At 33.1% G+C, this 26,820-nt stretch carries 27 protein-coding genes; 9 read left to right on the forward strand and 18 right to left on the reverse strand.

Annotated features, from left to right (window positions below):
- Positions 1–16: 16 nt before the first annotated feature.
- Positions 17–1,636, forward strand: a complete 1,620-nt coding sequence (pafA, locus tag LPB248_RS16140; RefSeq protein ID WP_177212327.1) for an alkaline phosphatase PafA — start codon at positions 17–19, stop codon at positions 1,634–1,636.
- Positions 1,637–1,761: 125 nt separating this feature from the next.
- On the opposite strand, the gene ald is transcribed toward pafA, so the two are convergent.
- The gene (gene ald, locus LPB248_RS16145) at positions 1,762–2,880 is read right to left on the reverse strand and encodes an alanine dehydrogenase (RefSeq protein ID WP_177212328.1); all 1,119 of its coding nucleotides are present in this window, start codon (positions 2,878–2,880) and stop codon (positions 1,762–1,764) included.
- 201 nt (positions 2,881–3,081) lie between these two features.
- Between ald and LPB248_RS16150 the strand changes: the two genes are divergently transcribed.
- Entirely contained in the window at positions 3,082–3,540 is a 459-nt protein-coding gene (locus tag LPB248_RS16150) for an Lrp/AsnC family transcriptional regulator (RefSeq protein WP_073416996.1), read from the forward strand.
- 64 nt (positions 3,541–3,604) lie between these two features.
- Here LPB248_RS16150 and LPB248_RS16155 read toward each other — a convergent pair whose 3' ends face one another.
- Together LPB248_RS16155 and LPB248_RS16160 are read right to left on the reverse strand one after the other, a co-directional pair.
- Positions 3,605–5,053, reverse strand: a complete 1,449-nt coding sequence (locus LPB248_RS16155) for a glyceraldehyde-3-phosphate dehydrogenase (protein WP_177212329.1) — start codon at positions 5,051–5,053, stop codon at positions 3,605–3,607.
- Between the two features lie 203 nt (positions 5,054–5,256).
- A complete protein-coding gene (locus tag LPB248_RS16160) occupies positions 5,257–6,657 on the reverse strand; it encodes a trypsin-like peptidase domain-containing protein (RefSeq protein ID WP_177212330.1) in 1,401 nt (466 codons plus the stop codon).
- A gap of 161 nt (positions 6,658–6,818) precedes the next feature.
- On the opposite strand from LPB248_RS16160, the gene dapF reads away from it, so the two are divergent.
- The 4 genes from dapF to LPB248_RS16180 all read left to right on the forward strand — a co-directional run bounded on the left by dapF (position 6,819) and on the right by LPB248_RS16180 (position 10,344).
- Positions 6,819–7,601: a diaminopimelate epimerase gene (dapF, locus tag LPB248_RS16165; protein WP_177212331.1), complete on the forward strand. Its 783-nt coding sequence runs from the start codon at positions 6,819–6,821 to the stop codon at positions 7,599–7,601.
- 36 nt (positions 7,602–7,637) lie between these two features.
- The gene (locus LPB248_RS16170; protein ID WP_177212332.1) at positions 7,638–8,171 is read left to right on the forward strand and encodes a GNAT family N-acetyltransferase; all 534 of its coding nucleotides are present in this window, start codon (positions 7,638–7,640) and stop codon (positions 8,169–8,171) included.
- Positions 8,172–8,181: 10 nt separating this feature from the next.
- Positions 8,182–9,222, forward strand: a complete 1,041-nt coding sequence (gene mltG / locus LPB248_RS16175; protein ID WP_177212333.1) for an endolytic transglycosylase MltG — start codon at positions 8,182–8,184, stop codon at positions 9,220–9,222.
- Between the two features lie 483 nt (positions 9,223–9,705).
- Entirely contained in the window at positions 9,706–10,344 is a 639-nt protein-coding gene (locus LPB248_RS16180) for a peptidoglycan-binding protein LysM (protein ID WP_177212334.1), read from the forward strand.
- Positions 10,345–10,475: 131 nt separating this feature from the next.
- On the opposite strand, the gene scpA is transcribed toward LPB248_RS16180, so the two are convergent.
- From scpA to dnaA, 11 genes are all read right to left on the reverse strand, one after another.
- Positions 10,476–12,602, reverse strand: a complete 2,127-nt coding sequence (scpA, locus tag LPB248_RS16185) for a methylmalonyl-CoA mutase (protein ID WP_177212335.1) — start codon at positions 12,600–12,602, stop codon at positions 10,476–10,478.
- Positions 12,603–12,613: 11 nt separating this feature from the next.
- On the reverse strand, positions 12,614–12,802 hold the full coding sequence (locus LPB248_RS16190) for a hypothetical protein (RefSeq protein WP_177212336.1): 189 nt from the start codon (positions 12,800–12,802) through the stop codon (positions 12,614–12,616).
- A gap of 38 nt (positions 12,803–12,840) precedes the next feature.
- Positions 12,841–14,205 (reverse strand): methylmalonyl-CoA mutase subunit beta, encoded by a 1,365-nt coding sequence (locus LPB248_RS16195; RefSeq protein ID WP_177212337.1) that lies wholly within the window; start codon positions 14,203–14,205, stop codon positions 12,841–12,843.
- 14 nt (positions 14,206–14,219) lie between these two features.
- Entirely contained in the window at positions 14,220–14,552 is a 333-nt protein-coding gene (locus tag LPB248_RS16200) for an FtsB family cell division protein (protein ID WP_177212338.1), read from the reverse strand.
- 165 nt (positions 14,553–14,717) lie between these two features.
- Positions 14,718–15,326 (reverse strand): uridine kinase, encoded by a 609-nt coding sequence (gene udk, locus LPB248_RS16205; protein ID WP_008467967.1) that lies wholly within the window; start codon positions 15,324–15,326, stop codon positions 14,718–14,720.
- 381 nt (positions 15,327–15,707) lie between these two features.
- A complete protein-coding gene (locus LPB248_RS16210; RefSeq protein ID WP_167365402.1) occupies positions 15,708–16,589 on the reverse strand; it encodes an SDR family oxidoreductase in 882 nt (293 codons plus the stop codon).
- Positions 16,590–16,666: 77 nt separating this feature from the next.
- Positions 16,667–17,794, reverse strand: coding sequence for a methionine aminotransferase (locus tag LPB248_RS16215; protein ID WP_177212339.1), 1,128 nt, complete (start codon positions 17,792–17,794; stop codon positions 16,667–16,669).
- 45 nt (positions 17,795–17,839) lie between these two features.
- Positions 17,840–18,274, reverse strand: a complete 435-nt coding sequence (locus LPB248_RS16220; RefSeq protein WP_177212340.1) for an energy transducer TonB — start codon at positions 18,272–18,274, stop codon at positions 17,840–17,842.
- A gap of 19 nt (positions 18,275–18,293) precedes the next feature.
- Positions 18,294–19,007, reverse strand: a complete 714-nt coding sequence (locus LPB248_RS16225) for an SAM-dependent methyltransferase (protein ID WP_177212341.1) — start codon at positions 19,005–19,007, stop codon at positions 18,294–18,296.
- A 60-nt stretch (positions 19,008–19,067) separates the two neighbouring features.
- Positions 19,068–19,535, reverse strand: coding sequence for a low molecular weight protein-tyrosine-phosphatase (locus LPB248_RS16230; protein ID WP_177212342.1), 468 nt, complete (start codon positions 19,533–19,535; stop codon positions 19,068–19,070).
- An 8-nt stretch (positions 19,536–19,543) separates the two neighbouring features.
- On the reverse strand, positions 19,544–20,971 hold the full coding sequence (gene dnaA, locus LPB248_RS16235) for a chromosomal replication initiator protein DnaA (RefSeq protein ID WP_095931847.1): 1,428 nt from the start codon (positions 20,969–20,971) through the stop codon (positions 19,544–19,546).
- Between the two features lie 187 nt (positions 20,972–21,158).
- Here dnaA and LPB248_RS16240 point away from each other — a divergent pair, with 187 nt between their 5' ends.
- Complete coding sequence (locus LPB248_RS16240) at positions 21,159–21,563, forward strand: acyl-CoA thioesterase (RefSeq protein ID WP_177212343.1); 405 nt, start codon at positions 21,159–21,161, stop codon at positions 21,561–21,563.
- A gap of 31 nt (positions 21,564–21,594) precedes the next feature.
- Here LPB248_RS16240 and LPB248_RS16245 read toward each other — a convergent pair whose 3' ends face one another.
- The 3 genes from LPB248_RS16245 to ribD all read right to left on the reverse strand — a co-directional run bounded on the left by LPB248_RS16245 (position 21,595) and on the right by ribD (position 23,988).
- A complete protein-coding gene (locus LPB248_RS16245) occupies positions 21,595–22,227 on the reverse strand; it encodes an IMPACT family protein (RefSeq protein ID WP_177212344.1) in 633 nt (210 codons plus the stop codon).
- Between the two features lie 119 nt (positions 22,228–22,346).
- Positions 22,347–22,949, reverse strand: a complete 603-nt coding sequence (locus LPB248_RS16250) for an HAD family hydrolase (RefSeq protein WP_177212345.1) — start codon at positions 22,947–22,949, stop codon at positions 22,347–22,349.
- Positions 22,942–23,988 (reverse strand): bifunctional diaminohydroxyphosphoribosylaminopyrimidine deaminase/5-amino-6-(5-phosphoribosylamino)uracil reductase RibD, encoded by a 1,047-nt coding sequence (gene ribD, locus LPB248_RS16255; protein WP_177212346.1) that lies wholly within the window; start codon positions 23,986–23,988, stop codon positions 22,942–22,944. The genes LPB248_RS16250 and ribD overlap by 8 nt, the downstream gene beginning before the upstream one ends.
- 97 nt (positions 23,989–24,085) lie before the next feature.
- On the opposite strand from ribD, the gene LPB248_RS16260 reads away from it, so the two are divergent.
- Positions 24,086–24,571 carry a GNAT family N-acetyltransferase gene (locus LPB248_RS16260; protein ID WP_177212347.1) on the forward strand — a complete coding sequence of 162 codons (486 nt, stop codon included), beginning with the start codon at positions 24,086–24,088 and terminating at the stop codon, positions 24,569–24,571.
- Positions 24,572–24,649: 78 nt separating this feature from the next.
- Positions 24,650–25,504, forward strand: a complete 855-nt coding sequence (prmC, locus tag LPB248_RS16265) for a peptide chain release factor N(5)-glutamine methyltransferase (RefSeq protein ID WP_177212348.1) — start codon at positions 24,650–24,652, stop codon at positions 25,502–25,504.
- A gap of 52 nt (positions 25,505–25,556) precedes the next feature.
- Here prmC and LPB248_RS16270 read toward each other — a convergent pair whose 3' ends face one another.
- A complete protein-coding gene (locus tag LPB248_RS16270) occupies positions 25,557–26,801 on the reverse strand; it encodes an ABC transporter permease (RefSeq protein WP_177212349.1) in 1,245 nt (414 codons plus the stop codon).
- Positions 26,802–26,820: the final 19 nt, after the last annotated feature.

The following is a 26,820-nucleotide window of genomic DNA, read 5'->3' on the forward strand; positions in this document are numbered from 1 at the left end:
AAATTACTTTTTAAATATGAAGAAAAATATTTTATTGTTAGCGCTTCTTGCTGTAACAGGTTTAAGTGCGCAACAACGTCCAAAGTTAGTTGTGGGTATAGTTGTGGATCAAATGAAAATGGAATATTTATATCGTTTTTCAGATGATTTTTCTCCAAATGGCTTTAAAAGATTAATGAATGATGGATTTACTTTCCAGAATATGCATTACAATTATATGCCAACTTATACGGCTCCTGGACACGCTTCAATCTACACAGGTACAACTCCTGCTATTCACGGAATTGTAGGTAACGAATGGTTTAGCAGAACGCTTGGTAAAGAAACGTACTGTACTGACGATGCTGGTGTTAAAACAGTAGGTGATGGTACGGCAGAAGAAGGTGCCATGTCTCCAAAAAACCTTCAAAGTACTACAATTACTGATGAAGTTAGAATGGCTACTAATTTTACTGGAAAAGTTATCGGAATGAGTTTAAAGGATCGTGGTGCTATATTACCAGCTGGTCATTTTGCAAATTGGGCATTTTGGTACAGTAAAACGGGTTCTTTTATTTCTAGTACTTTTTATGGGGAGAAATTACCTGAGTGGGTTACCGAATTCAATAATGAGAAAAACTACTTAAAGTATATCAATAAAGGTTGGGATTTATACAAACCAGCTTCTGTTTATAATGAAAGCCTTCCTGATAATAATCCGTATGAAGGGAAATTATACGGAAGTGCTGCACCAGTTTTTCCGTACGATTTAAAATCAATGTATGAGAAAAATGACGCTGGTGTTATTAGAGCTACGCCTTTTGGAAATGATTTGTTAGCGGAGTTTGCAAAAAGAGCTATTGAGAAAGAAGAATTAGGAAAAGATAATATTACAGATTTTTTGACTGTTAGTTTTTCTTCTACAGACTACGTTGGGCATTTACTTGGACCAAGATCTATGGAACTTCAAGATACTTACTTGAGATTGGATCAAACAATTGCTGATTTTTTAGCATATCTTGATAAAACTGTTGGGAAAGGAAATTATTTGCTTTTCTTAACAGCTGATCATGCTGGTGCCGAAAATGTTATTTATTTAAAAGACCGTAAATATAATGTGGATAATTATCCGTCGAAAGAGGTTAAGAAAAGCTTACAGGACTTTTCAACGAAGACTTTTGGTGTAGATTTGGTTCAAAATTATTCAAATTTTAATGTGTTCTTCAATAAGCAAATCATTAAAGACAAGAAATTTGACCTTGATAAGGTTAAAGATGCTTTTAAAAAGTTTTTAATTACTCAGCCACAAGTTAAAAAGGTTTATACTGAGGAGGAAATTTTAGCTAATGCTGGAAATGATTATGCTCTTAATTTTGTAGCAAAAGGATACGATGTTACACAAAATGGTGATTTGGTTATTGTAGATAAACCCGGAATGATAGAGTATACACCAACAGGAACATCACATGGAACAATTTATAGTTATGATACGCATGTACCTGCTATTTTCTACGGTTGGCATATTAAAAAGGGAGAATCTTACGATAAGAAAGCTATTACAGAGATTGCTCCAACAATAGCGCAGAAAATTAAAGTTACGTTTCCAAATGGAACAGAAGCGAAAGTTATGACCGAAGTTTTGGATAGTAAAAAATAATAAAATATAAAGCTTTGAAAACCTGTCTTCGCGACAGGTTTTTTTATGCCATAAAAAAAGGCTTTTCAATTAAGAAAAGCCTTTTGTAATAGTGATTTTAGTAAGCACTTATACAAGTATTAGCACTATGCGTTTGCTAATACTATTTCTTCGTTAAAAGGAAGATTCCAAGCTTCTGCAACTCCTTTGTAAAGGATTTTTCCATTAGCTACGTTTAATCCTTTTTTCAATTCTTCATTTTCTGCACATGCTTTTTCCCATCCTTTGTTTGCTAATTGCACAGCATATGGTAAAGTTGCGTTTGTTAAAGCTAAAGTAGAAGTGTAAGGAACAGCTCCTGGCATATTAGCTACACAATAGTGAACGATATCGTCAATAATAAAAGTTGGGTTTTCGTGAGTTGTTGGAGTACAAGTTTCGATACATCCTCCTTGGTCAACAGCAACGTCAACAACAACAGTTCCTGGACGCATTAATTTTAGCATATCACGAGTAATTAAATGAGGTGCTTTTGCTCCTGGAATTAAAACAGCTCCAACAATTAAGTCAGCATCTTTAATTGCTCTTGTGATATTGTAGTGGTTAGACATTTCTGTATTTACGTTTGCAGGCATGATATCATCCAATTGACGTAAACGAGGTAAGCTTAAGTCCATAATAGTAACTTGAGCACCTAATCCAGCAGCCATTTTAGCAGCTTGAGTTCCTACGATTCCTCCACCTAAAACTAATACTTTTGCTGGCGGAACACCTGGAACACCACCTAGAAGAATTCCTCTTCCTTTTAATGGTTTTTCAAGGTATTTTGCTCCTTGTTGGATCGCCATACGACCAGCAACTTCAGACATTGGCACTAATAATGGTAAGCTTCTGTCTGTTTTTTCTACAGTTTCGTAAGCTAAACAAACAGCTCCTTTTTCTAACATTGCATGCGTTAATTCTTCAGAAGAAGCGAAGTGGAAATAGGTGAATAACAATTGATCTTTCTTGATTAATGGATATTCAGATGCAATTGGTTCTTTTACTTTAATGATCATTTCAGCAATAGCGTAAACTTCTTCAATCGTTGGTAAAACAACTGCACCAGCTTCTGCATATTCTGCATCAGCAAAACCACTTCCTAAACCAGCAGTAGATTGAACATATACTGTATGTCCATGTTTTTTCATTTCAGAAACACCTGCAGGAGTTAAGGCAACTCTGTTTTCATTATTTTTTATTTCTTTAGGAACACCTATTATCATTTTGTTATATTTTTTTGTTTTTATTGAAATTGTTTTACAAATCTACAGATAGAGAATAAATTATGGTTTAATGCTTCATAAATAAGAAAATATTATTTTATTTTTTATTTTTACAGAAAAATATTCTGTTTTGAAGTGAAATTGATTATTCAAAAAGAAAAAATGACTAAATCGAACTAATTTTAATAAAACGTTTTCGTTATGGCTTTAGATGAAATTGACAAAAAAATACTACGTCTTTTGCAAGAAGACGCTCATTACACATTAAAAGACATCGCAAACAAAATAAACTTGTCTTTGACACCTGTTCATGATCGAGTGAAACGTCTTGAAAAAGATGGCATTATAGAAAAATATGTGACGCTTCTTGACAAGAAAAAACTTGGGAATAATTTGACGGTTTACTGCCAAGTTACACTGACAAAGCAGACTTATGATACTTCGGAAGGGTTTAATCAGTCGATTTTGAATTTACCGGAGGTTGTTGAATGTAATTATGTTTCAGGAAACTTTGATTATATGCTGAAAATCATAATTCCAGATATGGAAAGCTATCATCATTTTCACCAAAAAAAATTATCTATTCTTCCTGAGGTTTCTCTAATAAATACCGTTTTTGTGATTTCGGAGGTTAAAAGCACAACAGTTCTTCCTATTTAAAGTAAAATAAAAAACCATCAAGAAGGTCCTGATGGTTTTAAGAAAAAAAGTTAGTTTGGTTGAATTAATAATAGGTATAACGTCTTACTTTGGCAATATATTTTGCTAAGCGAATTACTTGATGGCTGTAACCATATTCGTTATCGTACCAAATATATAGTACTATATTTTTTCCATCCTTTGAAACAATCGTTGCATTGCTGTCATAAATAGACGGGGCAGAAGTGCCGACAATATCAGATGAAACTAGTTCGTTATTTAAAGAATATTTTATCTGCTCCACAAGTTCTCCTTCTAGAGCATATTTCTTCATAATTTTATTGATTGCCGTAATAGAGGTAGGCTTTTTAACTTCTAGATTTAAAACGACCAGAGACCCATTTGGAACTGGGACGCGAATAGCATTTGAAGTTAGTTTGCCCTCTAATGATGGTAAAGCTTTAGCAACAGCACTTCCTGCGCCAGTTTCAGTAATTACCATATTTAAAGCAGCGGCTCTCCCGCGGCGATATTTTTTATGCATATTATCAACCAAATTTTGGTCGTTTGTATAGGCATGAATCGTTTCTAAGTGCCCTTTTACAACTCCGAGAGTTTCTTCAACAACTTTTAGAATTGGAGTTATAGCATTTGTTGTGCAAGATGCAGCTGAAAAAATGTTTACTTCGTCTGGATTAAAATCGTTATGATTTACACCATGTACAATATTCGGAATACCTTTTCCAGGGGCAGTCAGCAAAACTTTACTAGCTCCGTTTGAAGTTAAATGTCTTTTTAATGCTTCTTCGGTTGTAAATGCTCCAGTATTATCAATAATTAAAGCATCATTTATTCCGTATGCGGTATAATCGATTTCTTCTGGTGAATTTGCTGTAATGATATGAACCGTTGTTCCGTTTATAATTAAGGCATTATTTTTAGCGTCGGCTATTACTGATCCTTGAAAATCGCCGTGAATGGAGTCATATCGCAATAGAGAAGCTCGTTTCTCTAAACTCGTTGCATCGTTTTTATCACGCGTAACAATTGCTCTCAGACGCAATTGATTTCCTTTTCCAGTTTTAGACATTAGCTCTCTTGCTAATAAACGTCCGATTCTTCCAAAACCATATAAAACAACATCTTTTGGTTGAATTTCTTTTGAAGATTTTGCTTTTTTCAGCTTATCAATAACAAAATATCTTGCATCTGGATATTTTTCATCCTCTAGGCGATACTCATAAGTAAGTTTTCCTAAATCTATTTTTGCTGGCGGAAGGTCTAATGATAATACAACTCTTGCGATTTCAACCGAATCAAAAATGGTGATTGGTTTGCCTACAAATTCTCCAGCATATTGGTGAAGATTGATAATATCGCTAACGTTTTTATCCAATAATTGATTTTTGAATAAAACCATTTCGATTGATTTGTCATACCATAAATCGCTTATGATTTTAATTAATTCGACGCCGGCTTTTCTTCGGTCGACTTGTAAGGATACCTCTTTTTGGTACAATGATTTGTTACTCATAATTGAAAAAATAAAATGCTCACTATTTTAAAATTTTGCGCAAAAGTATCTATTTCAATCGATTTCGTAAACTATTTTAGCATTTATTTTTGAAAATAAAAAAGCCACCTTAATTTTCTTAAGATGGCTTTTTTGAAGTTTTCAGTCTCGGTCGCAGTTTTCAGTTTTTTTGATTCTTGAAAACTGTCACTACAAACAGCGACTTAAATTATAATTCTGAAAATCTCTCCATTTCTGTTGATCATTTCAATTCTTACGCTTTGTCCTTCGTCTTTTTTGCTTAAAAGTTTAGAAACAGTTTCAACATTTGTTGCTTTTACATTATCAATGCTAAGAATAATATTTCCTAGTAATTCGTTTTGATATTGCATTAAATTCTCATTGCTTATGTTTTTAATTTTAACACCATAATCTATTCTGAATTTTTTCTTGTCAGTAGCATCAATGTTTTCTAATTCGATTCCTTTAAATTCGGCACTGTAAAATTCATTTTTACTTAAAGTTACAGGAACCGTTTTTGTTTTTCCTTCTTTAATATAAGTTACTTTTACAACATCATTTGGACGTTTAGTATTGATATAACCTGATAAATCAGCATATGTTGCAATATTTTGATCATCCAATTTTACAATGATATCTCCTTTTGTTAAACCAGCTTTTTCTGCGCCTGAATTTTTAGAAACTCTATTAATGTAGAATCCTTGTGTTTCTGTTACTCCTAATTCTTTAGAAGCTGTGGCATTCAATTCGCCTCCTTCAACTCCAAGAATACCTCTTTGAACATTTCCATACTCCATAATATCCTCGATAATTTTTCGGGCAATATTAGAAGGAACGGCAAAAGAATATCCAACATAAGAACCTGTCATTGAAGAAATCATGGTGTTAATTCCAATTAATTCTCCTCTTGCATTTACTAACGCTCCACCACTATTACCTGGGTTTACTGCAGCATCAGTTTGAATGAAAGATTGGATTCCGCTTTGGTCTAAATTTCTGGCTTTCGCCGAAACAATTCCTGCAGTTACAGTTGAAGTTAAATTATACGGGTTTCCAACTGCCAATACCCATTCTCCAACTTTCACATTATCAGAATTGGCAAAAGCAGTGTAAGGAAGTTTTTCATCGGCATTGATTTTTAAAAGAGCAATGTCCATTTTAGAATCTGTACCAATTAACTTCGCTTTGTATGATTTTTTATTGTTTAAAGTAATTTCAATTTCTGTCGCGTCTTTAATTACGTGATTGTTAGTCACAATGTATCCGTCTTCAGAAATAATTACACCAGAACCAGTTCCTACTTGTTCTTGCTGTTGCTGTCCGCCGTATCCGTAGAAAAACTCAAGCATCGGATTGCTTACGGTTCTTCTTGAAACATTTTTTACGTGAACAACAGTATGTACAGTCTTGTCTGCGGCTTCGGTAAAATCTAATGTTTCAGCACCTAAACCAGCATTTTTTGCATAAGAATTAGGGGCAAGAGTTACAACAGAATTTCCTTTTCCAAAAAAAGAATTGTTGCTTTCAAATAATAACTTGTAAGCACCAAGAGTAATAGCACCACTTAACAATGACACTAAAAATAAGGCTGAAAATCTTTTCATATTAGAATTTGTAATTAAGTTATTAGAATTTAAGTTTCATGTTTTATTTAACGTAAAATTACTTCAAAAAATTATTTGTAAAAACGGTTTAACGCTCTTTAACAATGATTAACATTTCATTAATTAATAGTTCGTACTTTTGTATTTCTAACAACTAAAAAATGCAAGTAGAATTTTATAAATATCAAGGTACAGGAAATGATTTTGTAATGATTGATAACCGTACAAATTTCTTTCCAAAAGACGATGTAAAACTTATTGAACGTCTGTGCGACAGACGTTTTGGAATTGGAGCTGATGGATTAATTCTTTTAGAAAATGATACTGAAACCGATTTTAGAATGGTGTATTACAACTCTGATGGAAACCAAAGTTCAATGTGCGGAAACGGTGGTCGTTGTCTTGTTGCTTTTGCTAATCAATTGGGAGTAATTGATGATAAAACGACTTTTATTGCAACAGACGGATTACATCATGCTTCTGTTAATGCTGATTCAATCGTTTCGTTACAAATGATTGATGTGAACGAAATTCAGAAAAAAGATTCTTATACTTTCCTAAATACTGGTTCGCCTCATCATGTTCAGATCGTAGATGATTTGGAACATTATAATGTAAAAGAAAATGGAGCAACAATTCGTTATGGTGAATTGTATGGTGAAAAAGGCAGCAATGTAAACTTTGTAAAAAAAGTAGATAACGATACTTTTTCTTTAAGAACATACGAAAGAGGTGTTGAAGACGAAACTCTTGCTTGCGGAACTGGCGCGACTGCAGTAGCGATTGCTATGAACGCCATTGGAGAAACAGATAAAACCTCAATTAATTTAAATGTTGAAGGAGGAAAGCTTGTTGTTTCTTTTGATAAAGATAATGATGGTTATACCAATGTTTTCTTGACAGGACCTGCAAAATTCGTTTTCAAAGGAACAATTGAGATTTAAATCTAAAATCTGCAATCTAAAATCTGAAATATCTAAATGATAACATTAAAAGGCGATTCGATTTATTTACGTGCACTTGAGCCTCAAGATTTAGAGTTCATTTATTCTATAGAAAATGATGAAAATATCTGGGAAGTTAGTAATACGCAGACTCCTTACAGCCGTTTTTTGATCAAACAATATTTAGAAAACGCCCATCAAGATATTTATGAGGCAAAACAACTTCGTTTGGCAATCTGTCAGGACGAAGATTTTCCTGCTATAGGATTGATTGATTTGTTTGATTTTGATCCTAGAAATAATAGGGCAGGAATAGGTATTGTTATTCAGAAAGACGAAAATCAAGGAAAAAACATTGGTTCTGAGGCTTTAGAGCTTTTAATAAAGTATTCTTTCTATAATTTAAATCTCCATCAATTGTATGCAAATATTGGTGTGCAAAATGTAGCCAGTCTTGCACTTTTTACTAAATTTGGTTTTAAGAAAATCGGAATTAAAAAAGACTGGATTTTGTATCATAATCATTATCATGATGAAGCAATTTTCCAGCTAATTAACAAACAAATTTAAATTTTAAGCTTTGAGTCTAAAAAAAATAATCACAATAAGTGCCGTAGCCATTATTTCAGTTTTATTGATATATGGTTTTATTCTAGTAAGTAAAATTTTTAGTTCTAATACTAAATTTGAAGAGAAAGAAGTATATGTTTACGTGCCTACAGACGCTAGTTATGCCGATGTAAAGAAAATTTTGGAACCTTATATAAAGAATTTTGACAACTTTGAAATGGTTGCCGAAAAGAGAGATTATCCGCAAAATGTAAAATCGGGTCGTTTTCTTTTAAAGAAAGACATGAACAACATTGATCTAGTTCGTGCAATGCGTTCTAATATTCCGGTTAAGTTAGTTTTTAATAATCAGGAACGTTTAGAAAATTTTGCTGGAAGAATCGGAAAAGAAATTGAAGCGGACAGCTTATCATTAATGAAAGCTATAAAAGATTCGACATTCTTAGCAGCAAACGGATTTAATGAAGAAAACGTCTTTGCAATGTTTATTCCAAATACTTATGAGATTTATTGGAATACATCGGCAGAAAAGTTCCGTGATAAGATGATTAAAGAATATCATAATTTCTGGACAGCTGATAGAATTGCTAAAGCAAAAGCACAAGGGTTAACTCCAGTTCAAGCCACAATTTTAGCATCAATTGTTCATAAAGAGTCGGTTAAAAAAGACGAAAGACCTCGTATTGCTGGTGTTTATTTAAACCGTTTGCGTTTAGAAATGCCATTACAAGCAGATCCAACAGTTATTTATGCTTTAAAATTAAGAGATAATGATTTTGACCAAGTAATAAAAAGAGTTTTTTATAATGATTTAGTTATGAGATCTCCATATAATACTTACGTAAACAAAGGACTTCCTCCTGGACCAATCGCAATGCCAGATATTACGGCTTTAGAAGCAGTCTTAAATCCAGAAAAGAACGATTACATCTATTTCTGTGCAAGTGTAGATCGTTTCGGATATCACGAATTTGCTGCAACACTAGCAGAACATAACGTAAATGCAAAAAAATATTCAGACTGGATCGCAAGTCAAGGAGTAACAAGATAATCTGATTTGTGTAAATAATATTAGAAAACCGAAGCCAATTTTGCTTCGGTTTTTTTGTTTTTTTCTGATGCAAAAAAGTCTTTGAAATTGAAAAATTATGAAATTGCTATTTTGTATATTTTTCGATTTGTCATAATAAAAAAATAACCATTTTTTAATGATGAATTTTATAAAATTCGAAAACCACTTTTTCAAAATTTGCATAAAAACTATAATTTTCACGTAAGTTAATTCTTTCTTTTTTGTAAAAATTGCTTAAAATTTCTATAAAATGCGATTTTTTTTGACCCAAAATTTCAATTTTTAGAAGAGAAAAAAGAGACTTCAAATCTTTCGGAATCCATTAGTATATCTGGGATGAAAGCGAATCGAGTTTTTAAATGATAAATGTTAAATCGTTGATTTATAGTATATTTTGAAAAGACTTATCTTTGCAGCGTAGAAATTTCAAGAGGGTGACAGCGTTTTGAAGAAAAACAATTTATGATAAAGAAATGGTATTTTTATGCGAGTTTAGTCGTTATTATTACATTTTTAAGTTTGGGATTTATTCCCTCTAACCATGAAACCAAACCTTGGTTTTTAATTGAAAAAACAGATGGATCAGAATACATTTTTCCATCAAAAGAAAAAGATGATTATCCAAACACCAATGTCCCATACACAGGAAATCATTTAATAGGATTTAAAGAGGCAGTAGCTTTTAAAGAATCACAAGGGCAGTACAGACTTGTAAACACTCTTGGTTATATGGGTAAATATCAATTTGGTTCTAAAGCTTTAAGAGCAATCGGAATTAATGATGATAAAGCCTTTTTAAAAGATCCAGCGCTGCAAGAAAAAGCTTTTATGGCTTTGTTAGCCAAAAACAAATGGATTTTACGTTACGAAATCGAAAAGTATCAAGGCAAAATCATCAGCGGTATTGAAATTACCGAATCTGGAATTTTAGCTGCAGCTCATTTAGGTGGTGCAGGTTCTGTAAAGAATTTTTTCAAAAATAAAGGAAGCAGACATTTTAGAGATGCTTTCGGGACTTCTTTGAAAAGCTATATGAGAGATTTTGCAGGTTACGATCTTTCTTTTATAGAAGCAGACAGTAACGCAACAGTAAACGACTAAATTAAAAGAGGTTGTTTCGCATCAGTGAAACAACCTCTTTTTCTATTTTTTATTCTCTTTCATAAATAGTAAATCTCAATCCTCAACTTTATCCTATTATTAAACTGAAAACTGAGACTGAGACTAAAAACTTAATCTATTAAAGCTTCTAAGATTTTTATAGCCGCTTCACTTATTTTAGTTCCGGGACCAAAAACAGCCGATGCTCCAGCATCAAACAGGAATTGATAGTCCTGAGACGGAATAACACCACCTACAATTACCATTATATCTTCGCGTCCATGTTTTTTTAGTTCTTCTATTACTTGCGGAACCAAAGTTTTGTGTCCAGCAGCAAGCGATGAAACACCTAAGATGTGAACGTCATTCTCCACAGCTTGTTTTGCCGCCTCTGCAGGAGTTTGAAATAAAGGGCCAATATCAACATCAAAACCAACATCGGCATAACCTGTTGCAACCACTTTTGCGCCTCGGTCGTGACCGTCTTGTCCCATTTTTGCAATCATAATTCTAGGACGTCTACCTTCTTGTTTAGCAAAAATATCAGCTAGTTGTTTTGCTCGCTCAAAATTCTCGTCATTTTTTATTGCTGCACTATACACTCCGCTAAAAGATTTAATTTGTGCTTTAAAACGACCAAAAACAGTTTCCAATGCATTACTGATTTCGCCAAGTGTGGCTCTGTTCCTTGCGGCTTCAATCGCAATTTCTAGTAAGTTGCCTTGTCCCGTTTGTGCACAAAGGATTAATTTTTCTAGTGACTTATTTACTTTTTCAGAATCTCTGGTTTGTTTTATTTCTTCGATACGTTCAATTTGCTGCTTACGAACCAATTGATTGTCTACATCTAAAATATCCAACGGATCTTCTTTTTCTAAACGGTATTTATTTACACCAACAATAATATCTTGTCCGCTGTCAATTCTTGCTTGTTTTCTTGCCGCAGCCTCTTCAATTCGAAGTTTCGGAATTCCAGCCTCAATCGCTTTGGTCATTCCGCCTAATTCTTCGACTTCTTCAATTAGCTTCCACGTTTTTTCAACAATGTCGTTTGTCAAACTTTCAACATAATAACTTCCAGCCCAAGGATCTACTGTTTTAGTAATTTTGGTTTCTTCTTGAAGAAAGATTTGCGTATTTCTAGCAATTCTGGCGGAGAAATCTGTGGGAAGCGCAATTGCCTCATCTAAAGCATTGGTATGTAAAGATTGTGTTCCTCCAAAAACCGCCGCTGCAGCTTCTATGCAAGTTCTAGCAACATTATTAAACGGATCTTGTTCTGTTAAACTCCATCCGCTAGTTTGGCAATGTGTTCTTAAAGCCAGAGATTTTTCGCTTTTCGGATTAAACTGTTGTAATAGTTTTGCCCAAATCATTCGTCCGGCTCTCATTTTGGCAATTTCCATAAAATGATTCATGCCAATTGCCCAAAAGAAAGATAATCTTGGAGCAAAATCGTCAATGGTCATTCCTGTAGATAATCCAGTTCTGATGTATTCTAAACCATCTGCCAAAGTATAAGCCAATTCAATATCGGCTGTAGCTCCAGCTTCCTGCATGTGATAACCAGAAATAGAAATAGAATTGAATTTTGGCATTTTCTTGCTCGTAAACTCAAAAATATCAGCAATAATTTTCATAGAAGGAGTTGGAGGGTAGATATAAGTATTTCTAACCATAAACTCCTTTAGAATATCGTTTTGGATTGTTCCTGCTAATTTTTCTGGATTAACGCCTTGTTCTTCTGCAGCAACAATATAAAAAGCCATAATTGGTAAAACGGCTCCATTCATGGTCATAGAAACCGACATTTCGTCTAACGGAATCTGATCGAAAAGAACTTTCATGTCTTCAACAGAATCAATTGCAACTCCAGCTTTTCCAACATCACCAACAACTCTTTCGTGATCAGAATCGTAACCGCGATGCGTTGGTAAATCAAAAGCAATGGAAAGCCCTTTTTGGCCAGCAGCTAAATTTTTTCTGTAAAAAGCATTGCTTTCTTCAGCAGTCGAAAATCCTGCATATTGACGAATTGTCCACGGACGTCTTACATACATGGTTGCGTATGGCCCGCGTAAATTGGGTGCAAAACCAGCTCCGAACTCAAGAAATTCTAAATCTTCGATATCTTTTTCCGAATAGTTTTTTTTGATTTCGATTCCTTCGGCTGTCTTAAAGTTATCTGCCAAGTTTTCTTGACTTTCAACTTCCGTCTTTTGATTTTGAAGGGTAATATGTTTAAGGTCTTTTCTCAATTTAAATATGGTTATTTAAGTGCGATTAACTCTCTTTTGATTTCTTCTAAAAAGTCATCGATGTTAGAGACATCATTTGGATTTTTTAAATAATCTTTTGTTCTTTTTCGAACTTGATCAATTTGCCACTGAGGAATTTTGTATTGAAATTCAGTTATTGAATCGTTTTCAACTGATATTATTTCATTAGGTCTTTTCATAATACTTTAGTTTAAATTCAAAAACTTATCCCTTAATTTTACTCAAGTTCTAATCTTTCCTGCTCCATTTTCTCGGCCAATCTCTTTTCGATAATTGGTGTAATTAATGTTTTTCTTGGTTTGATTTTTACAAAAGGAAACAATTCTAAATCATATTTCATTCTGTCTTCTTTGTTCGGATATTTGTTTGTTCCTAAAAGAATTTCTTTCTTAGAATCGAACAATTCCTGTTCTTTATTGGCACTTTCTTGAATCTTCTTTTTGATTGTACCATCGTTTAGAAGTTTCAAAAAGCCTCCGTTTGCTTCAATATCTTTAAATAAAGCCAAAGCTTTTTCTGCCAATTGCATCGTTAAACTTTCAATATAATAACTTCCATCAGCAGGATTGTCTACTTTGTCAAAATAACTTTCGTGTTTTAAAATTAAAAGCTGGTTTCTAGAGATTCGATCTCCAAATTCGTTGTCTTTGTGGTATAAAGCATCATAAGGCAAATTAGCAATTGCATCTGCACCACCCAGAATTGCCGACATGCACTCGGTTGTTGTACGAAGCATATTTACATTATAATCGTAAATTGTTTTGTTTCGTTTAGTTGGAGTTACCAAGAAATGACATTTTATTTCTGGATTATATTCTTTTGCAATTAAATCAAAAAGCATTCGAAGCGCCCTGAGTTTGGCAATTTCGAAGAAATAATTCGTTCCAACTGAAATCTGAAAAACAACTGATTTTGTTTCGGCAGAAAAGCGGTTTAAATATTCGTTTGCGTGTGCTAAGCTATAAGCAATCTGCTGTGTAATATTGGCACCTGAATTTTGATATAATCCTAGATCAACACTTAACAAATTTAGATGGGTTGCGTTTTTGAATAATAAAGACAATGTCTCAAAATTATTCTTTTCGGGAGTTATAAACCAATTTCCTTCGCGTGCTAATTCTCCAATAGGATCAAAATTACAATAGAAAATGGCTTTTTTCTGTATCGAAATCGTGTCTAATTTTTTAACGAAATCGATTGAGATGAAATTGAAATTAAAGTAAACGATTTTGTTTTCTAAAGGAAGATTCTCTAGTAATTTTTGAACGTCAGTTTTTTCATTCTGGATCGTAAATCGTAAACTTTCTGCACCTCTTTCTAAAGTGTTTAGAGCACGTTCGATAGATTTCTCTACATCGAAAACAAAGATATTTTGGCAGATTTTAAAATCTGAGGCTTGAGTATTTACATTGGCTGCTTTTGTAAATTCATCTATATGATAAAAAGGTTTTACCTGAATATCTTCTGGTGAATTCCAAATAACAGTTTGATTGTAATCGGCTCCATCTAATTCAAACTGAATTTTTTGTTTCCATTGTTTGGATGAAATCGGATTAAAATCGTCGAATAGGTTAGTGGCCATTTTGTTTTGTTTGATTATTCTTTTTCTTGAATGGTATCTCCTTCAAATTGTATGATGTAAATATCTTCGCTGTCTTTCTTCATGAAATATTTCTCGCGTGCATATTTCTCAATTTGTTCCGGATTTTTGAGTTGTTTAATCTGCTCTTGATCTTTTCTGATTTCTTCCTGATAATATTTTTTATTATCCTCAAGTTCATGAATTTGCTCATCTAAAAAACGATGATCAAAATAAGAGTAATTGTCTAAAAATAACATCCAAACAATAAAAAAGAGCAAAACCCAAACATATTTGTTGCCTAGGTACTTGAACCATCTTTTGTCTTTGTATGGATTTTTAAATTTCATTTTAAACGAATATTTCTTTTGAATTTGTTATTTCTAGCCCCGATAGAGCCGGTATCTCCCGATTTAGAAAAACAAGGCTTTTTTGCCGTAGTTTTTCTTTATCGGGAATAAAGGCGAAAGCGGGAATCAGCTCCTAATTATTATGGTTTAAATTTACGATAAAAATTATGAAATTCTCTGATTAATTACAGCGCGAACTACATCTATTGCTACTGTATTGTATTTATCATTCGGAATAATAATGTCTGCAAAAGCCTTAGATGGTTCTATAAATTGCTCGTGCATAGGTTTTAAAGTCGTTTGGTAACGGTTTAAAACTTCGTCAATATCACGTCCGCGTTCTGAAATGTCTCTTTTTAAACGACGAATTAATCTTTCGTCTGAATCTGCGTGAACGAAGATTTTAATATCAAACATATCACGTAATTCAGGATTAGTTAGGATTAAAATTCCTTCCACAATCATCACTTTTCGTGGATGAGTAGAAACAGTATCATCTGTTCTGTTGTGCTGAATAAAAGAATAAACTGGCTGATCGATTGTTTCTCCAGCCTTAAGAGCTTTTAGATGTTTTACCAATAATTCGAAATCAATTGCACGCGGGTGATCAAAATTGATCAATGCTCTTTCGTCAAACGATAAATTATCGGTTTGTTTGTAGTATGAATCCTGAGAAATTACCCCAACTTCTGTGTCTGGTAATTCATTCATAATTTGGTGTACTACTGTAGTTTTTCCACTTCCTGTTCCTCCTGCAAGTCCGATAATGAGCATAAAATTTTTGTTTGATATTTGTTTGGCAAAAATAATAATTTAACTGAATCGCTAAACATTTAAAATAATTTAACCATATAAGTAATGTAAGTAAATTTAAGCTAGAAAATATTTAAGCAAAATGTTACTTAACTGAAATTATTGCCGTTATATTGATAAAAGACCGAATTATTTGTTTTAAATTATTTAAGTAATAAAAGTAAATATAAATAGTTCTTTTTTTGACTTAAACGAGCTTTAAAAATCGTCACTAAATTTATAATCTCTTACATGAACTTATATGGTGAAAAATATAAAAAAAATCCCGAAAGTAAACCTTCGGGATTTCGTGCAATCAGTATAGTTTTAAAAAAATATTCTGAATTTAGTAAGCACTTGTAATTATTTATTCTTTTTTGCTTTTATCATCATTTCAAGCTGATCCCAAAGTTCTTCTGGAATTGCTTCTAATAAATTGAATTGTCCAGCGCCTTTTAACCATTCGCCTCCATCAATTGTAATTACATCACCATTAATATAAGAAGAGAAATCAGAAACTAAATAAGCAGCTAAATTGGCCAATTCCTGGTGATCTCCAACTCTTTTTAATGGCACTTTTTTAGCCATATCGAATTTTTCTGAAAGATCTCCTGGCAATAATCTGTCCCAAGCTCCTTTTGTTGGAAATGGTCCCGGTGCAATCGCGTTAGAACGAATTCCATATTTTGCCCATTCTACAGCAAGGCTTCGTGTCATTGCCAAAACTCCCGCTTTTGCAGTAGCACTAGGAACAACATAAGCAGATCCTGTCCAAGCGTAAGTAGTTACTATATTTAAAATCGTTGCCGAAGTTTGCTTCGTATCGATCCAGTGTTTTCCAAAAGCAAGCGTACAGTTTTTAGAACCTTTAAGCACGATATCTATCACAGTGTCAAATGCATTTGCCGATAATCTTTCTGTTGGAGAAATAAAATTTCCTGCTGCATTATTTAAAAGAACATCTACTTTTCCGAAAACTTTTAAAGTTTCTTGAAGCATGTTTTCTACTTCTTCGTAATGACGAACATCACATTGAAGAGGAAGACATTTGCCTCCAGTCTGACTTTCTAATTCGGTAGCTGTAGTTTTTAACTTTTCTAAATCTCTAGAAGTTATGGCTACTTGAGCTCCTAATTCGAGAAAATATTTAGTCATAGCTTTACCTAAACCGCTTCCGCCGCCTGTAACGACAATGACTTTGCCTTTTAAAGCATCATCACGTAACATTTTATCTGTGTAGCTCATATTTTTTCTTTTTTTTACAATATTAATTAAATAAAATAGGATGCATGCATAATAATGTTATAAAATTTCAATAAATTTTATATATCACATAATTTTTTTGCTGCAGATTCAAGCGTGAAGTCATCTTTGGCAAAACAAAAACGTATCAGTTTCTGGTCTTTATGATCTGAATAGAAAGTTGAAATTGGAATTGCAGCAACACCATGATCGATAATTAAATTTTTGCAGAAAGTAACATCATCTTCATTTGAAATATTAGTATAAGAAGCAACCTGAAAATAAGTTCCTTCGCAAGGTTTTAATTTAAAACGGCTATTTTGAAGTAGTTTCTGAAAATAATCTCTTTTCTCCTGATAGAATTTTCCAAGAAGATTCACATCGACAACATCCAAATATTCGCTAATTGCAAACTGAGAAATACTGTTTACGCTGAAAACCAAAAACTGGTGAACCTTTTTAATTTCTTTCATTAAATGTTCTGGTGCAATGGTATAACCAATTTTCCAGCCTGTTATATGAAAAGATTTTCCAAAAGAAGAAACCATGACACAGCGATCTAAAAGAAAATCTTTTGTATGTGCCGAAATATGTTTTTCTTCGAAAGTAATGTATTCGTAAACTTCGTCAGACAAAACAATAATATCGGGATATTTTTCGAGAAGATTTTTTAATTGAATGAAATCGTCTTCTGTTAAAATTTTTCCCGTCGGATTATGCGGATTATTGATAATCATCATTCTGGTTTTAGCAGAACATGCTTTTTCAATCCTTTCCCAATTTGGTGTGTAATCGTCATTCAGCGCTACTCGAATAGGTTTTGCTTTGCAGAGTAAAACTGGAGATTCATAAGAATCATAACTCGGATCCAGAATAATTACTTCGTCATTATCTTTTACTAAAGCTAAAATTGTGGTAAAAATTCCCTGAGTTGCTCCAGCCGTAACCAAAAGTTCTGTATCTGGATTTATTGTTCTGTTATAAGAAGCCTGAGTTAATTTTGCAATTTTGTTCATCAACGGCGGATAACCTGCCATTGGTGTATATTGGTGAACATTTTCTTTCGCTAATCTGGCAACAATATCTGTTAATCTTTCATCTACAGGAAAATTTGGGAATCCCTGCGAAAGATTGATTGCATTGTATTCGGTTGCCATTTTTGACATTACCGTAAAAATGCTTGTGGTTACGTTTGGGAGTTTACTCATAATAAAGTTTGATAGGAAAAACTTGTGTCGATGAATGAAAAGAAACTAATTAATGAATATAGGAATTGCGCATAAAGTTCTTACTTCTTTGTCGCCTATTTTTCCGGGAATCCATTTCGGAGATAATTTTAAAACTCTGATAGCTTCTTCTTTTGTTCCGAAACCAATGTCTCTTATTATTTTAATATCGCTTAAAGTACCATTTTTTTCAACAATAAAAGTAGCATATGCTTTTCCTTCTAGTTCTTTCGGATTGTTGAAATTTTGTTTTATAAAAGCATACATAAACTCATTTCCTCCAGGAAATTGAGGTTTTATGTCTATTACAGAAATATTATAGATGTGATTTTCGTCTTTTATGACTTCGTTGCTTGTAAATAATTCACTTGGCGGTATTTTACTGCCTTTGTCTTCCTTAATAATTTGAGAAAATGTGATTTGAGTAAAACAGATCAAAGTCAGAACCAAGATTTTTTTCATAACTATAATATTTAAGGTCTTACATTTTATGAATAATAAAAATCGCTGGACGTTTATCTAAGTCAACTTTTAATTTTTTCCAATCGGCAACTTTCAATGTTTTGATGAATTCTGTAGGCAAAGTAATATCTGCCGCAATGCAAAGATGAGTTGCAGGACTTAAAATCTGTAAAAGATCTTCAATCAGTTTATTATTTCTGTACGGCGTCTCAATGAATAGTTGCGATTGATTTTTATCATAAGATAATTTCTCAAAATGACGAATTGCCGATTTTTTTTCGTCTTTGTCAATTGGTAAATATCCATTAAAAGTAAAACTCTGACCATTCATTCCAGAAGCCATCATTGCCAATAGGATAGAAGAAGGACCAACTAAAGGTACAACTTGAATTCCTTTTTCATGAGCCAACTTTACAATTGCGGCACCCGGATCTGCAACTCCAGGACAGCCAGCTTCGCTCATTAATCCCATGTTTTTTCCTTCTAATAAAGGTTTAATGAAATCATTGTGCTCGCTAGTTTCTGTTCTTTTATTTAAAGTAAAAAGAACCAGTTCAGATTGTTTCTTTTCAGGATAAACTGCTTTTATTGATTTTCTCGCCGTTTTGTCGTTTTCAACAATATAATGGTCGATAACTTCTATCGTTCTTCTAACGGTTTGAGGTAAAACATCCATCGGATCGCTTTCGCCCATTGTGGTTGGAATTAAATATAATTTTCCGAGAAGTTTCATGTGTTTTTCTTTAAAATTAAAAAATTCAATTATCTCTTTTTTAGAAATAATTGAATCGAATTAGGAGTGTTTTTTAAGTAATTGATCTGCAATAAGATCTGTTACTTCGTCTAGCATTTTGTAAACGTTGTCAAAACCATTTGTTGAACCGTAATATGGATCTGGAACATCAACATTTTCATCTGGAAATAATTCGTTTAAAATCAAACGAACTTTGTTTTTGTGCTCAGGAGTTTTTGCTAAATGAATAACATCTTGAAAATTAGAATTGTCCATTACATAAATATAATCGAACTCATCAAAATCAGAAACTTGAATTTGTCTCCCTTTTTGCGTGCTAATGTTAATTCCGTTTTTTTTAGCCACTTCGATAGAACGTTTGTCTGGGCAATGCCCAATATGCCAAGAACCTGTACCTGCCGAATCGACAAAGAATTTATCTTGAGGTAATTTAGAAGCTAAAATCCCTTCTGCTAAGGGAGATCTACAGATGTTCCCTAAACAAACCATTAAGATTTTTACAGGCATGGTGCGTCTTAAAGCGTTAGTTTTTTATTGATGTCTTCAACAAACTTTTTAAATTGTTTGTCTGTAGAAACTAAATTATCGACTGTTTTGCAAGCGTGAAGAACAGTTGCGTGATCGCGGTCTCCAATTTGTGAACCAATATTAGCAAGAGAAGCTTTAGTGAATTTCTTAGCAAAGAACATTGCTAATTGTCTTGCTTGTACAACGTGCCTCTTTCTAGTCTTAGATTGAAGTGTTTCAATATCCAATTGGAAATAATCTGAAACGATTTTTTGAATATAATCGATTGAGATTTCTCTCTTTACGTTTTTAACAAATTTCTCTACAACGCTTTTTGCTAATTCAATCGTAACTTCTTTTTTATTGAAAGAAGATTGAGCGATTAACGAAATAATAGCACCTTCAAGCTCTCTAACATTTGATTTAATGTTTCGAGCAACATATTCTAGAATATCTTCTGGCATTTCTACACCATCACGGTATAAAATGTTTTTTAAGATTGAAATACGAGTTTCGTAGTCAGGCTGATGTAATTCTGCAGATAATCCCCATTTAAAACGAGACAATAATCTTTGTTCGATGTCCTGCATGTCAACAGGAGCTTTATCTGAAGTTAAGATTACTTGTTTTCCGTTTTGGTGTAAATAGTTGAAAATATGAAAGAATACATCTTGTGTCCCTGATTTTCCAGACAAGAACTGAACATCATCAATAATCAAAACATCGATTAACTGATAAAAGTGAATGAAATCATTACGATTATTCTTTTTTACAGAGTCAATATATTGTTGTGTGAAAATCTCGGCAGAAATATATAAAACGGTCTTTTCCGGATACTTATCTTTTACTTCTACGCCTATAGCATGTGCTAAGTGTGTTTTTCCTAAACCAACTCCTCCAAAAATCAACAAAGGATTAAATGAAGTTCCTCCAGGTTTGTTAGCAACAGCCATACCTGCAGAACGAGCTAAACGGTTGGAATCTCCTTCTAAGAAATTATCAAAACTATAGTTCGGATTTAACTGAGACTCAATTTTTAAATTTCTAATTCCAGGAATTACAAACGGATTTTTAAGTTCAGGATTTAAGTTTTTAAACGGAGCATCAACCTCTTGCGGTTTCATTGGCACTCTGTTGGCACTTGGCAGCTGCTCGGTAAACGGCTGTTTATTGCCATAAGTGTTCTCCATTTTAATTTTATAGAGTAACTTTGCGTTTTTTCCCAGTTCTTTGGTAAGCGCAACTTTCAATAATTTTACGTAATGCTCTTCGAGCCATTCGTAGAAAAATTTACTCGGAACCTGAATGTATAATGCGTTATCGGTTAGCTCAACTGATTTGATTGGTTCGAACCAAGTTTTATATGCTTGGTCTTGAATATTATCCTTTATAAAGGACAAACAGTTTTCCCATACCGATTGAGCAGTTTTAGTCATAGATTCAGATAAATTTTTATTATTGTTATAAAGATTCTCCTAATAAAAAAGGAGCAATTTTATTCCGTATTTCGGGATAACAAATATGTGAACAAATTTCTGTAAAAAAAAATATTTTGGTATCTAATTTTATAAAAAAAAGTTGTAATGAGGCTTTTTAAATTCGAAATTTTTTAATATTTTATAAATGAAAAATCATCAGACTCAAGTACGAGTTCGTTACTCAGAAACTGACCAAATGGGAGTTGTTTATCACGGAAATTATGTGCCTTATTTTGAGATTGGACGCGTGGAATGGCTTAGAAATAAAGGGGTTTCGTATAAAAGCATGGAAGAAAGTGGAATTGGTCTTCCAATTGTCAACATGAATATCAATTACAAAAAATCGGCGAGATACGACGAACTTTTGACAATTCACACGACTTTCAAAAGTCACTCTTCTGTAAAGATCGAATTTGACTGCGCAATCTACAATGAGGCAAATGAGTTATTAACAACAGCGACGTTTATTTTAGTATTTGTTGCGTTAAAAACGGGTCGTCCAACAGCTCCTCCAGAGTACATTTTGGAAATATTTAAATCCCTAGAATAATTGTTAAAACGAATAGGATTTTGATGTTAAATTATACTAATTTAATATCGATTTCGAACATTAAATCAAAAATGCTGAACACTGTTTCGGCATTTTTTTTTCGCGTTTTTGTTACAATTTTGCCAATTGGCAGTCCCGAAATTTCATCCATTTCCATTTCTTGAGATACAATTTCTAATTTCTTTTCTTTGATAACACGCATCACTTTATTCATGTTTTTATAATCAAAAGAAATTAAAAATTCGACATCGATTGTCTTTTCAACGATTTTACAAATTTCCAAAGTCTGTTGTGCTGTTGTTCTATATGCAGCAATTAAACCGCCAACGCCTAATTTTACTCCTCCAAAAATTCTAACTACTACAACAAGAACGTTTGTAACTCCAAAAGATTGTATTTGGCCATAAATTGGCGCTCCCGCAGTATTGCTAGGCTCGCCATCATCGTTAGCGCGATACGAAATTTTATTTCCAACGCCCAATTGGTAGGCATAGCAATAATGCACCGCATGCGGATGTTGTTTTTTAAGGTCTTCAATTATGGGTTTTACTTCGTCTTCGTGATCTATCGGAAAAGCATAACCAAAGAATTTACTGCCTTTTTCTTTAAACAGTATTTCTTCAGATGCAGTTGCAATAGTTTGATAAGTATCGTTAATTTCCAATTGTAAGGTTTTAAGTTTTTTTAGCCATAGATTAAAAAGATTCTCACAGATTTTCTTTTAATAAAGCAAAAAAGAAATCTTTTTAATCTGTGGCTAAATATTTTTTACTAGAATGTGTGTTACAATAATCCTTTGGTAAATAGATCAACAACATCTTCTTTGCCAACTTGAAGATTCCATACTTTGATTCCTAAAGTTGCAGCGCTGTCGGTATTTTCTGTTTTATCGTCAACAAATAAAGTGTTTTCTGCAATGAGATTATTTTGTTCAAGGACAAACTGATAAATTTTCGGATCTGGTTTTCTCATTCCGATATCAAAAGAAAAATAAACCTTCTCAAAACAATTGTAAAAATCTTTATAAAAAGAAACGCCACTTTTTTCTTCAAAAGTATTGATGTGAATTGAATCGGTATTGCTTAACAAAAACAAGCGATATTTTTTTGATAACTCCTGAAGAAATTCCAAACGATAAAAAGGAAAATCTGCCAAAACAGCATTCCATGCTTTTAAGATTTCTTCTTTTGAAGCATTGGGTAATTGTTTTTGAAAACCACCAATAAAATCTTCTGGCGAAATAGATCCTGTTTCAAAAGAGAGATTTAACTGATCCAGTTCGTTATTCCATTCCTTCATTCCTAGTTTTTGCAAACCAGAAATTGTGGCAGGTTTATCTAAATTGATAAAAATGTCTCCAAAGTCAAAAATTATCGCATCAATCATAATTTCTAATTTGTATTAATTTGTCATCTAAAATATTGGTCTTTGAACTGTTTTTTCTTGAAATTTCTGGAGCTTTTGTTCCTTTTTCAAAACTTGTTTTTCCGACAAAAATTCGAGCTTCATCCCAAAGATTTTCATCTATAAAAGATTGAAGCGTTTGTCTTCCGCCCTCAATAATTACAGATTGAATTTGATTTTGATACAAAACGTCTAAAATCTGAGGAATGATATTTTTGCTAAAATCAATTACTTCAAATTGAGTGTTTTCTTTTGATGGTTTTGATTCTTTACAAAAAATAAAAGTTTTTATAGAATCATCAAAAATAAAACTGTTTTCATCAATTCTATTGTTTTGATCTATGACTACTCTAACGGGATTGTTTCCAGCCCAATCTCTAGCATTTAATTTTGGATTGTCATCAACAACGGTTTGTGTTCCAACTAAAATGGCTTGTTCTTCAGTTCGCCATTTGTGCACTAATTGTCTAGAATATTGATTGGTAATCCAGATAGGTTTTCGATCTTGATTGCTGACTTTTTCAGGAGTCAGAAATCCATCTTGACTTTCTGCCCATTTTAGAATTACATAAGGCCTCTTTTTTTGATGAAAAGTAAAAAAACGCTTATTCAGTTCGTTACATTCATCTTCTAAAACTCCAATAGTTACATTGGCTCCGGCTTCAATTAGTTTTAAAATACCTTTTCCAGCCACTTTCTCATTTGGATCAACTGTACCGACAACCACATTCGGAATTTGATTTGCGATAATCAAATCACAACATGGAGGTGTTTTTCCAAAATGACTGCAAGGCTCCAAGCTTACATAAATTGTAGCTTTTTTCAGCAGCGATTTATCTTTTACAGATCGCACTGCATTTACCTCTGCATGCGGTTCTCCAGCCTTTTTATGCCAGCCTTCACCGATAATTTTGTTTTCGTAAACGATTACGCTTCCGACCATTGGATTCGGATAAGTTGATCCAAGCCCATTTTGTGCCAGTTCAATACAGCGTTTTATATATTTTTCATGTATATTCACAGTGCAAAAGTAATTATTTTTGAGTTTATGACTAAGTTAAGAAACTATAGAAAAAGTATATTTACTTTTGTGTTTATAATGATTTAGAATAAAAAAAATGGTAAATTGGCTTATACGAGCAATTGAAAAAGAAGACAATCAGTCAGTTGCAAGTTTAATTAGATCAGTTTTCGACGAAATGGAAATACCAAAAGTCGGAACGGCTTACGAAGATCCATATTTGGATTTAATGTTTGAAGAGTATAGCAAAGTAAAATCAATGTATTTTGTGGTGGAAAGTGAGGGTGAAGTTGTTGGATGTGCAGGAATCGCGCCTTTAGAGAATGGAGATCCGAGAATCTGTGAATTGCAGAAAATGTATTTTTTGCCAAAAACTCGCGGTTTAGGAATTGGAGCCAAATTGATGGAAAAATGCTTAGAGCAAGCAAAAGCTTTTGGTTTTGAAAAATGTTACATCGAAACAATGCCATTTATGCATGCCGCACAAAAGCTGTACAGAAAGTCTGGTTTTGAATATTTAGAGGAACCATTAGGTTGTACGGGACACAATTCTTGTCCGGTTTGGATGCTGAAAGTTTTGTAATTGTTGTAACAAATTTGGTTCAAGGAGACTTATTTAAAAGATCAGTTTTGGCTGGTGACATAATGTTCAAAAAATAAAATGAAAATTAAACAGTACCGCACTCAATTTATCAAAGAATTATCACCTTTTTACGATGCGTACGAAGCGGAGAGTTTTTTTTATTTAATTCTCGAAGAGAAACACAAACTTCGTCAGATTGACCTGGCACTAAATCACGAATTGACTTTTGAAGGAAACGATTTTATAATTTGGGATGAATTGTTAAAGCAATTGAAGCAAGAAGTTCCAATCCAGTATTTGCTTGGAAAGACCAATTTTTACGGTTTGGATTTTGAAGTAAATGAAAATGTTTTAATTCCGAGACCAGAAACAGAAGAATTGGTCGAGTGGATTATTAACGAAAATGCGAGTCCAGAAAAGTCAAAAAAAATAAGAATACTAGATATCGGAACAGGTAGCGGCTGTATAGCTATTTCTTTGGCAAAAAACCTTCCAAATGCGGAAGTTGTTGCTATTGATGTTTCTAAAAAAGCAATTGAAACGGCCAAAAGAAATGCGGTAAAGAATAATGTTGAGGTAACTTTTGTGATGCTGGATATTTTAAAAGAAGAAGAATTAAGATGCCAATTTGATATCATTGTTTCTAATCCGCCTTATGTTCGAAATTTAGAGAAAGAAGAAATCAAGAAAAATGTTTTGGACTACGAACCGCATTTGGCTCTTTTTGTTGAAGATAATGACGCTTTAATTTTCTACAGAAAAATTGCTTCATTGGCAAAAAAGGCACTTCTTGAAAAAGGAAAATTATATTTCGAAATCAATCAGTATCTCGGAAAAGAAATGATTGATTTATTAGAAAATATGAATTATAATAATATTGAATTGCGAAAAGATATCTACGATAATGATCGTATGCTGAAAGGCAGTGTTTAAGTTTTCAGTCGCAGTAATAACTGAAAACTGAGACTGAGACTGAAAACTAAAATTATTCATATCGCAAAGCCTCAATAGGATCTAATTTTGATGCTTTAATAGCAGGGTATAGTCCAGAAACCAATGCTACGCAGAAACTAGTTGCAAAAGCGGCAAAAATTGCCATCCAAGGAATTACAAATACGAAACTCATAGCTGTTGCAATAGCAAAACCAAGTAAGATTCCTAAAACGATTCCAACCAAACCTCCAATTTGTCCGATTAATAAAGTTTCGATAAAAAACTGAAAAGCAACAGTTGATCTTTTTGCCCCTAAAGCTTTACGAACACCAATTTCGCGTGTACGTTCTGTAACCGAAACAATCATAATATTCATTAAGGCAATAGACGATCCTAAAATGGTAATAACAGATATAATCCAAGCAGCCCAGCCTAAATATTTTGTAATTCCTAAAATTCGGTTTATTAAATCATCACTGCGTCCAATTGCGAAATTATTGTCACGAACAGGACTCAGTTTGCGAACTCTCCTCATAGTGCTTGTGGCATTGTCGACAGCTTCGTCTAAAAGTTCTTTTTTAGAAACCATCACGCTAATGGTATAGTTGATATTTGGTGCAGAAAACAAAGATCTTGCAACCTGAATCGGAATCAAAACACGTAAATCTTGACTGTTTCCAAAAGTAGAGCCTTTTTCTTTTAGAACACCAATAACTTTAAATCTTGCTCCGCGAATCGAAATGATTTTATCTATCGGATTTACATCTTTTAAAAGCCCTTTTTCGAAATCTGAACCGACAACGCACGAATATGTATTGTTGTCAATGTCAAACTGGTTAAAAGAACGGCCTAAAGTGGTTTCTAAGCCAGAATTGTTGATGAAATGTTCGTCAACGCCAACAACTGTAATTTCTGGATCTGTTTTGGTGTCTAAATATTTTACTTCAGCTTTTGAGGTTGTGGTAAAAGAAAGTGATGTTTCCGTAAAAGGATATTTGTATTTGTTTTTAAAAGCAACAGCTTCAGGATACGAAATAATTGGATTGATTACTTCGCGCTCATTTCCGCCACGATTTCGGACCTTATTTTCATATTGATTAATGTTGAAAGTATTAGCTCCCATCGAAGCAAAATTGGTAGAAATTGTATTTTCTAAAGCAGAAACTACTGTAAGGATGCCAACCAAAGCGGTAATACCGATAGCGATAATTAAAACGGTAAGAATAGTACGCAGAATTTGTGTTTTGATGGAACCAAAAGCAATTCGGATATTTTCTTTAAATAATTTTAGCATCATGACCAATTTGTCACGAAAA

It is taken from the genome of Flavobacterium sp. LPB0248, assembly GCF_013388355.1.
In the GTDB taxonomy this organism is placed as follows: Bacteria; Bacteroidota; Bacteroidia; order Flavobacteriales; family Flavobacteriaceae; genus Flavobacterium.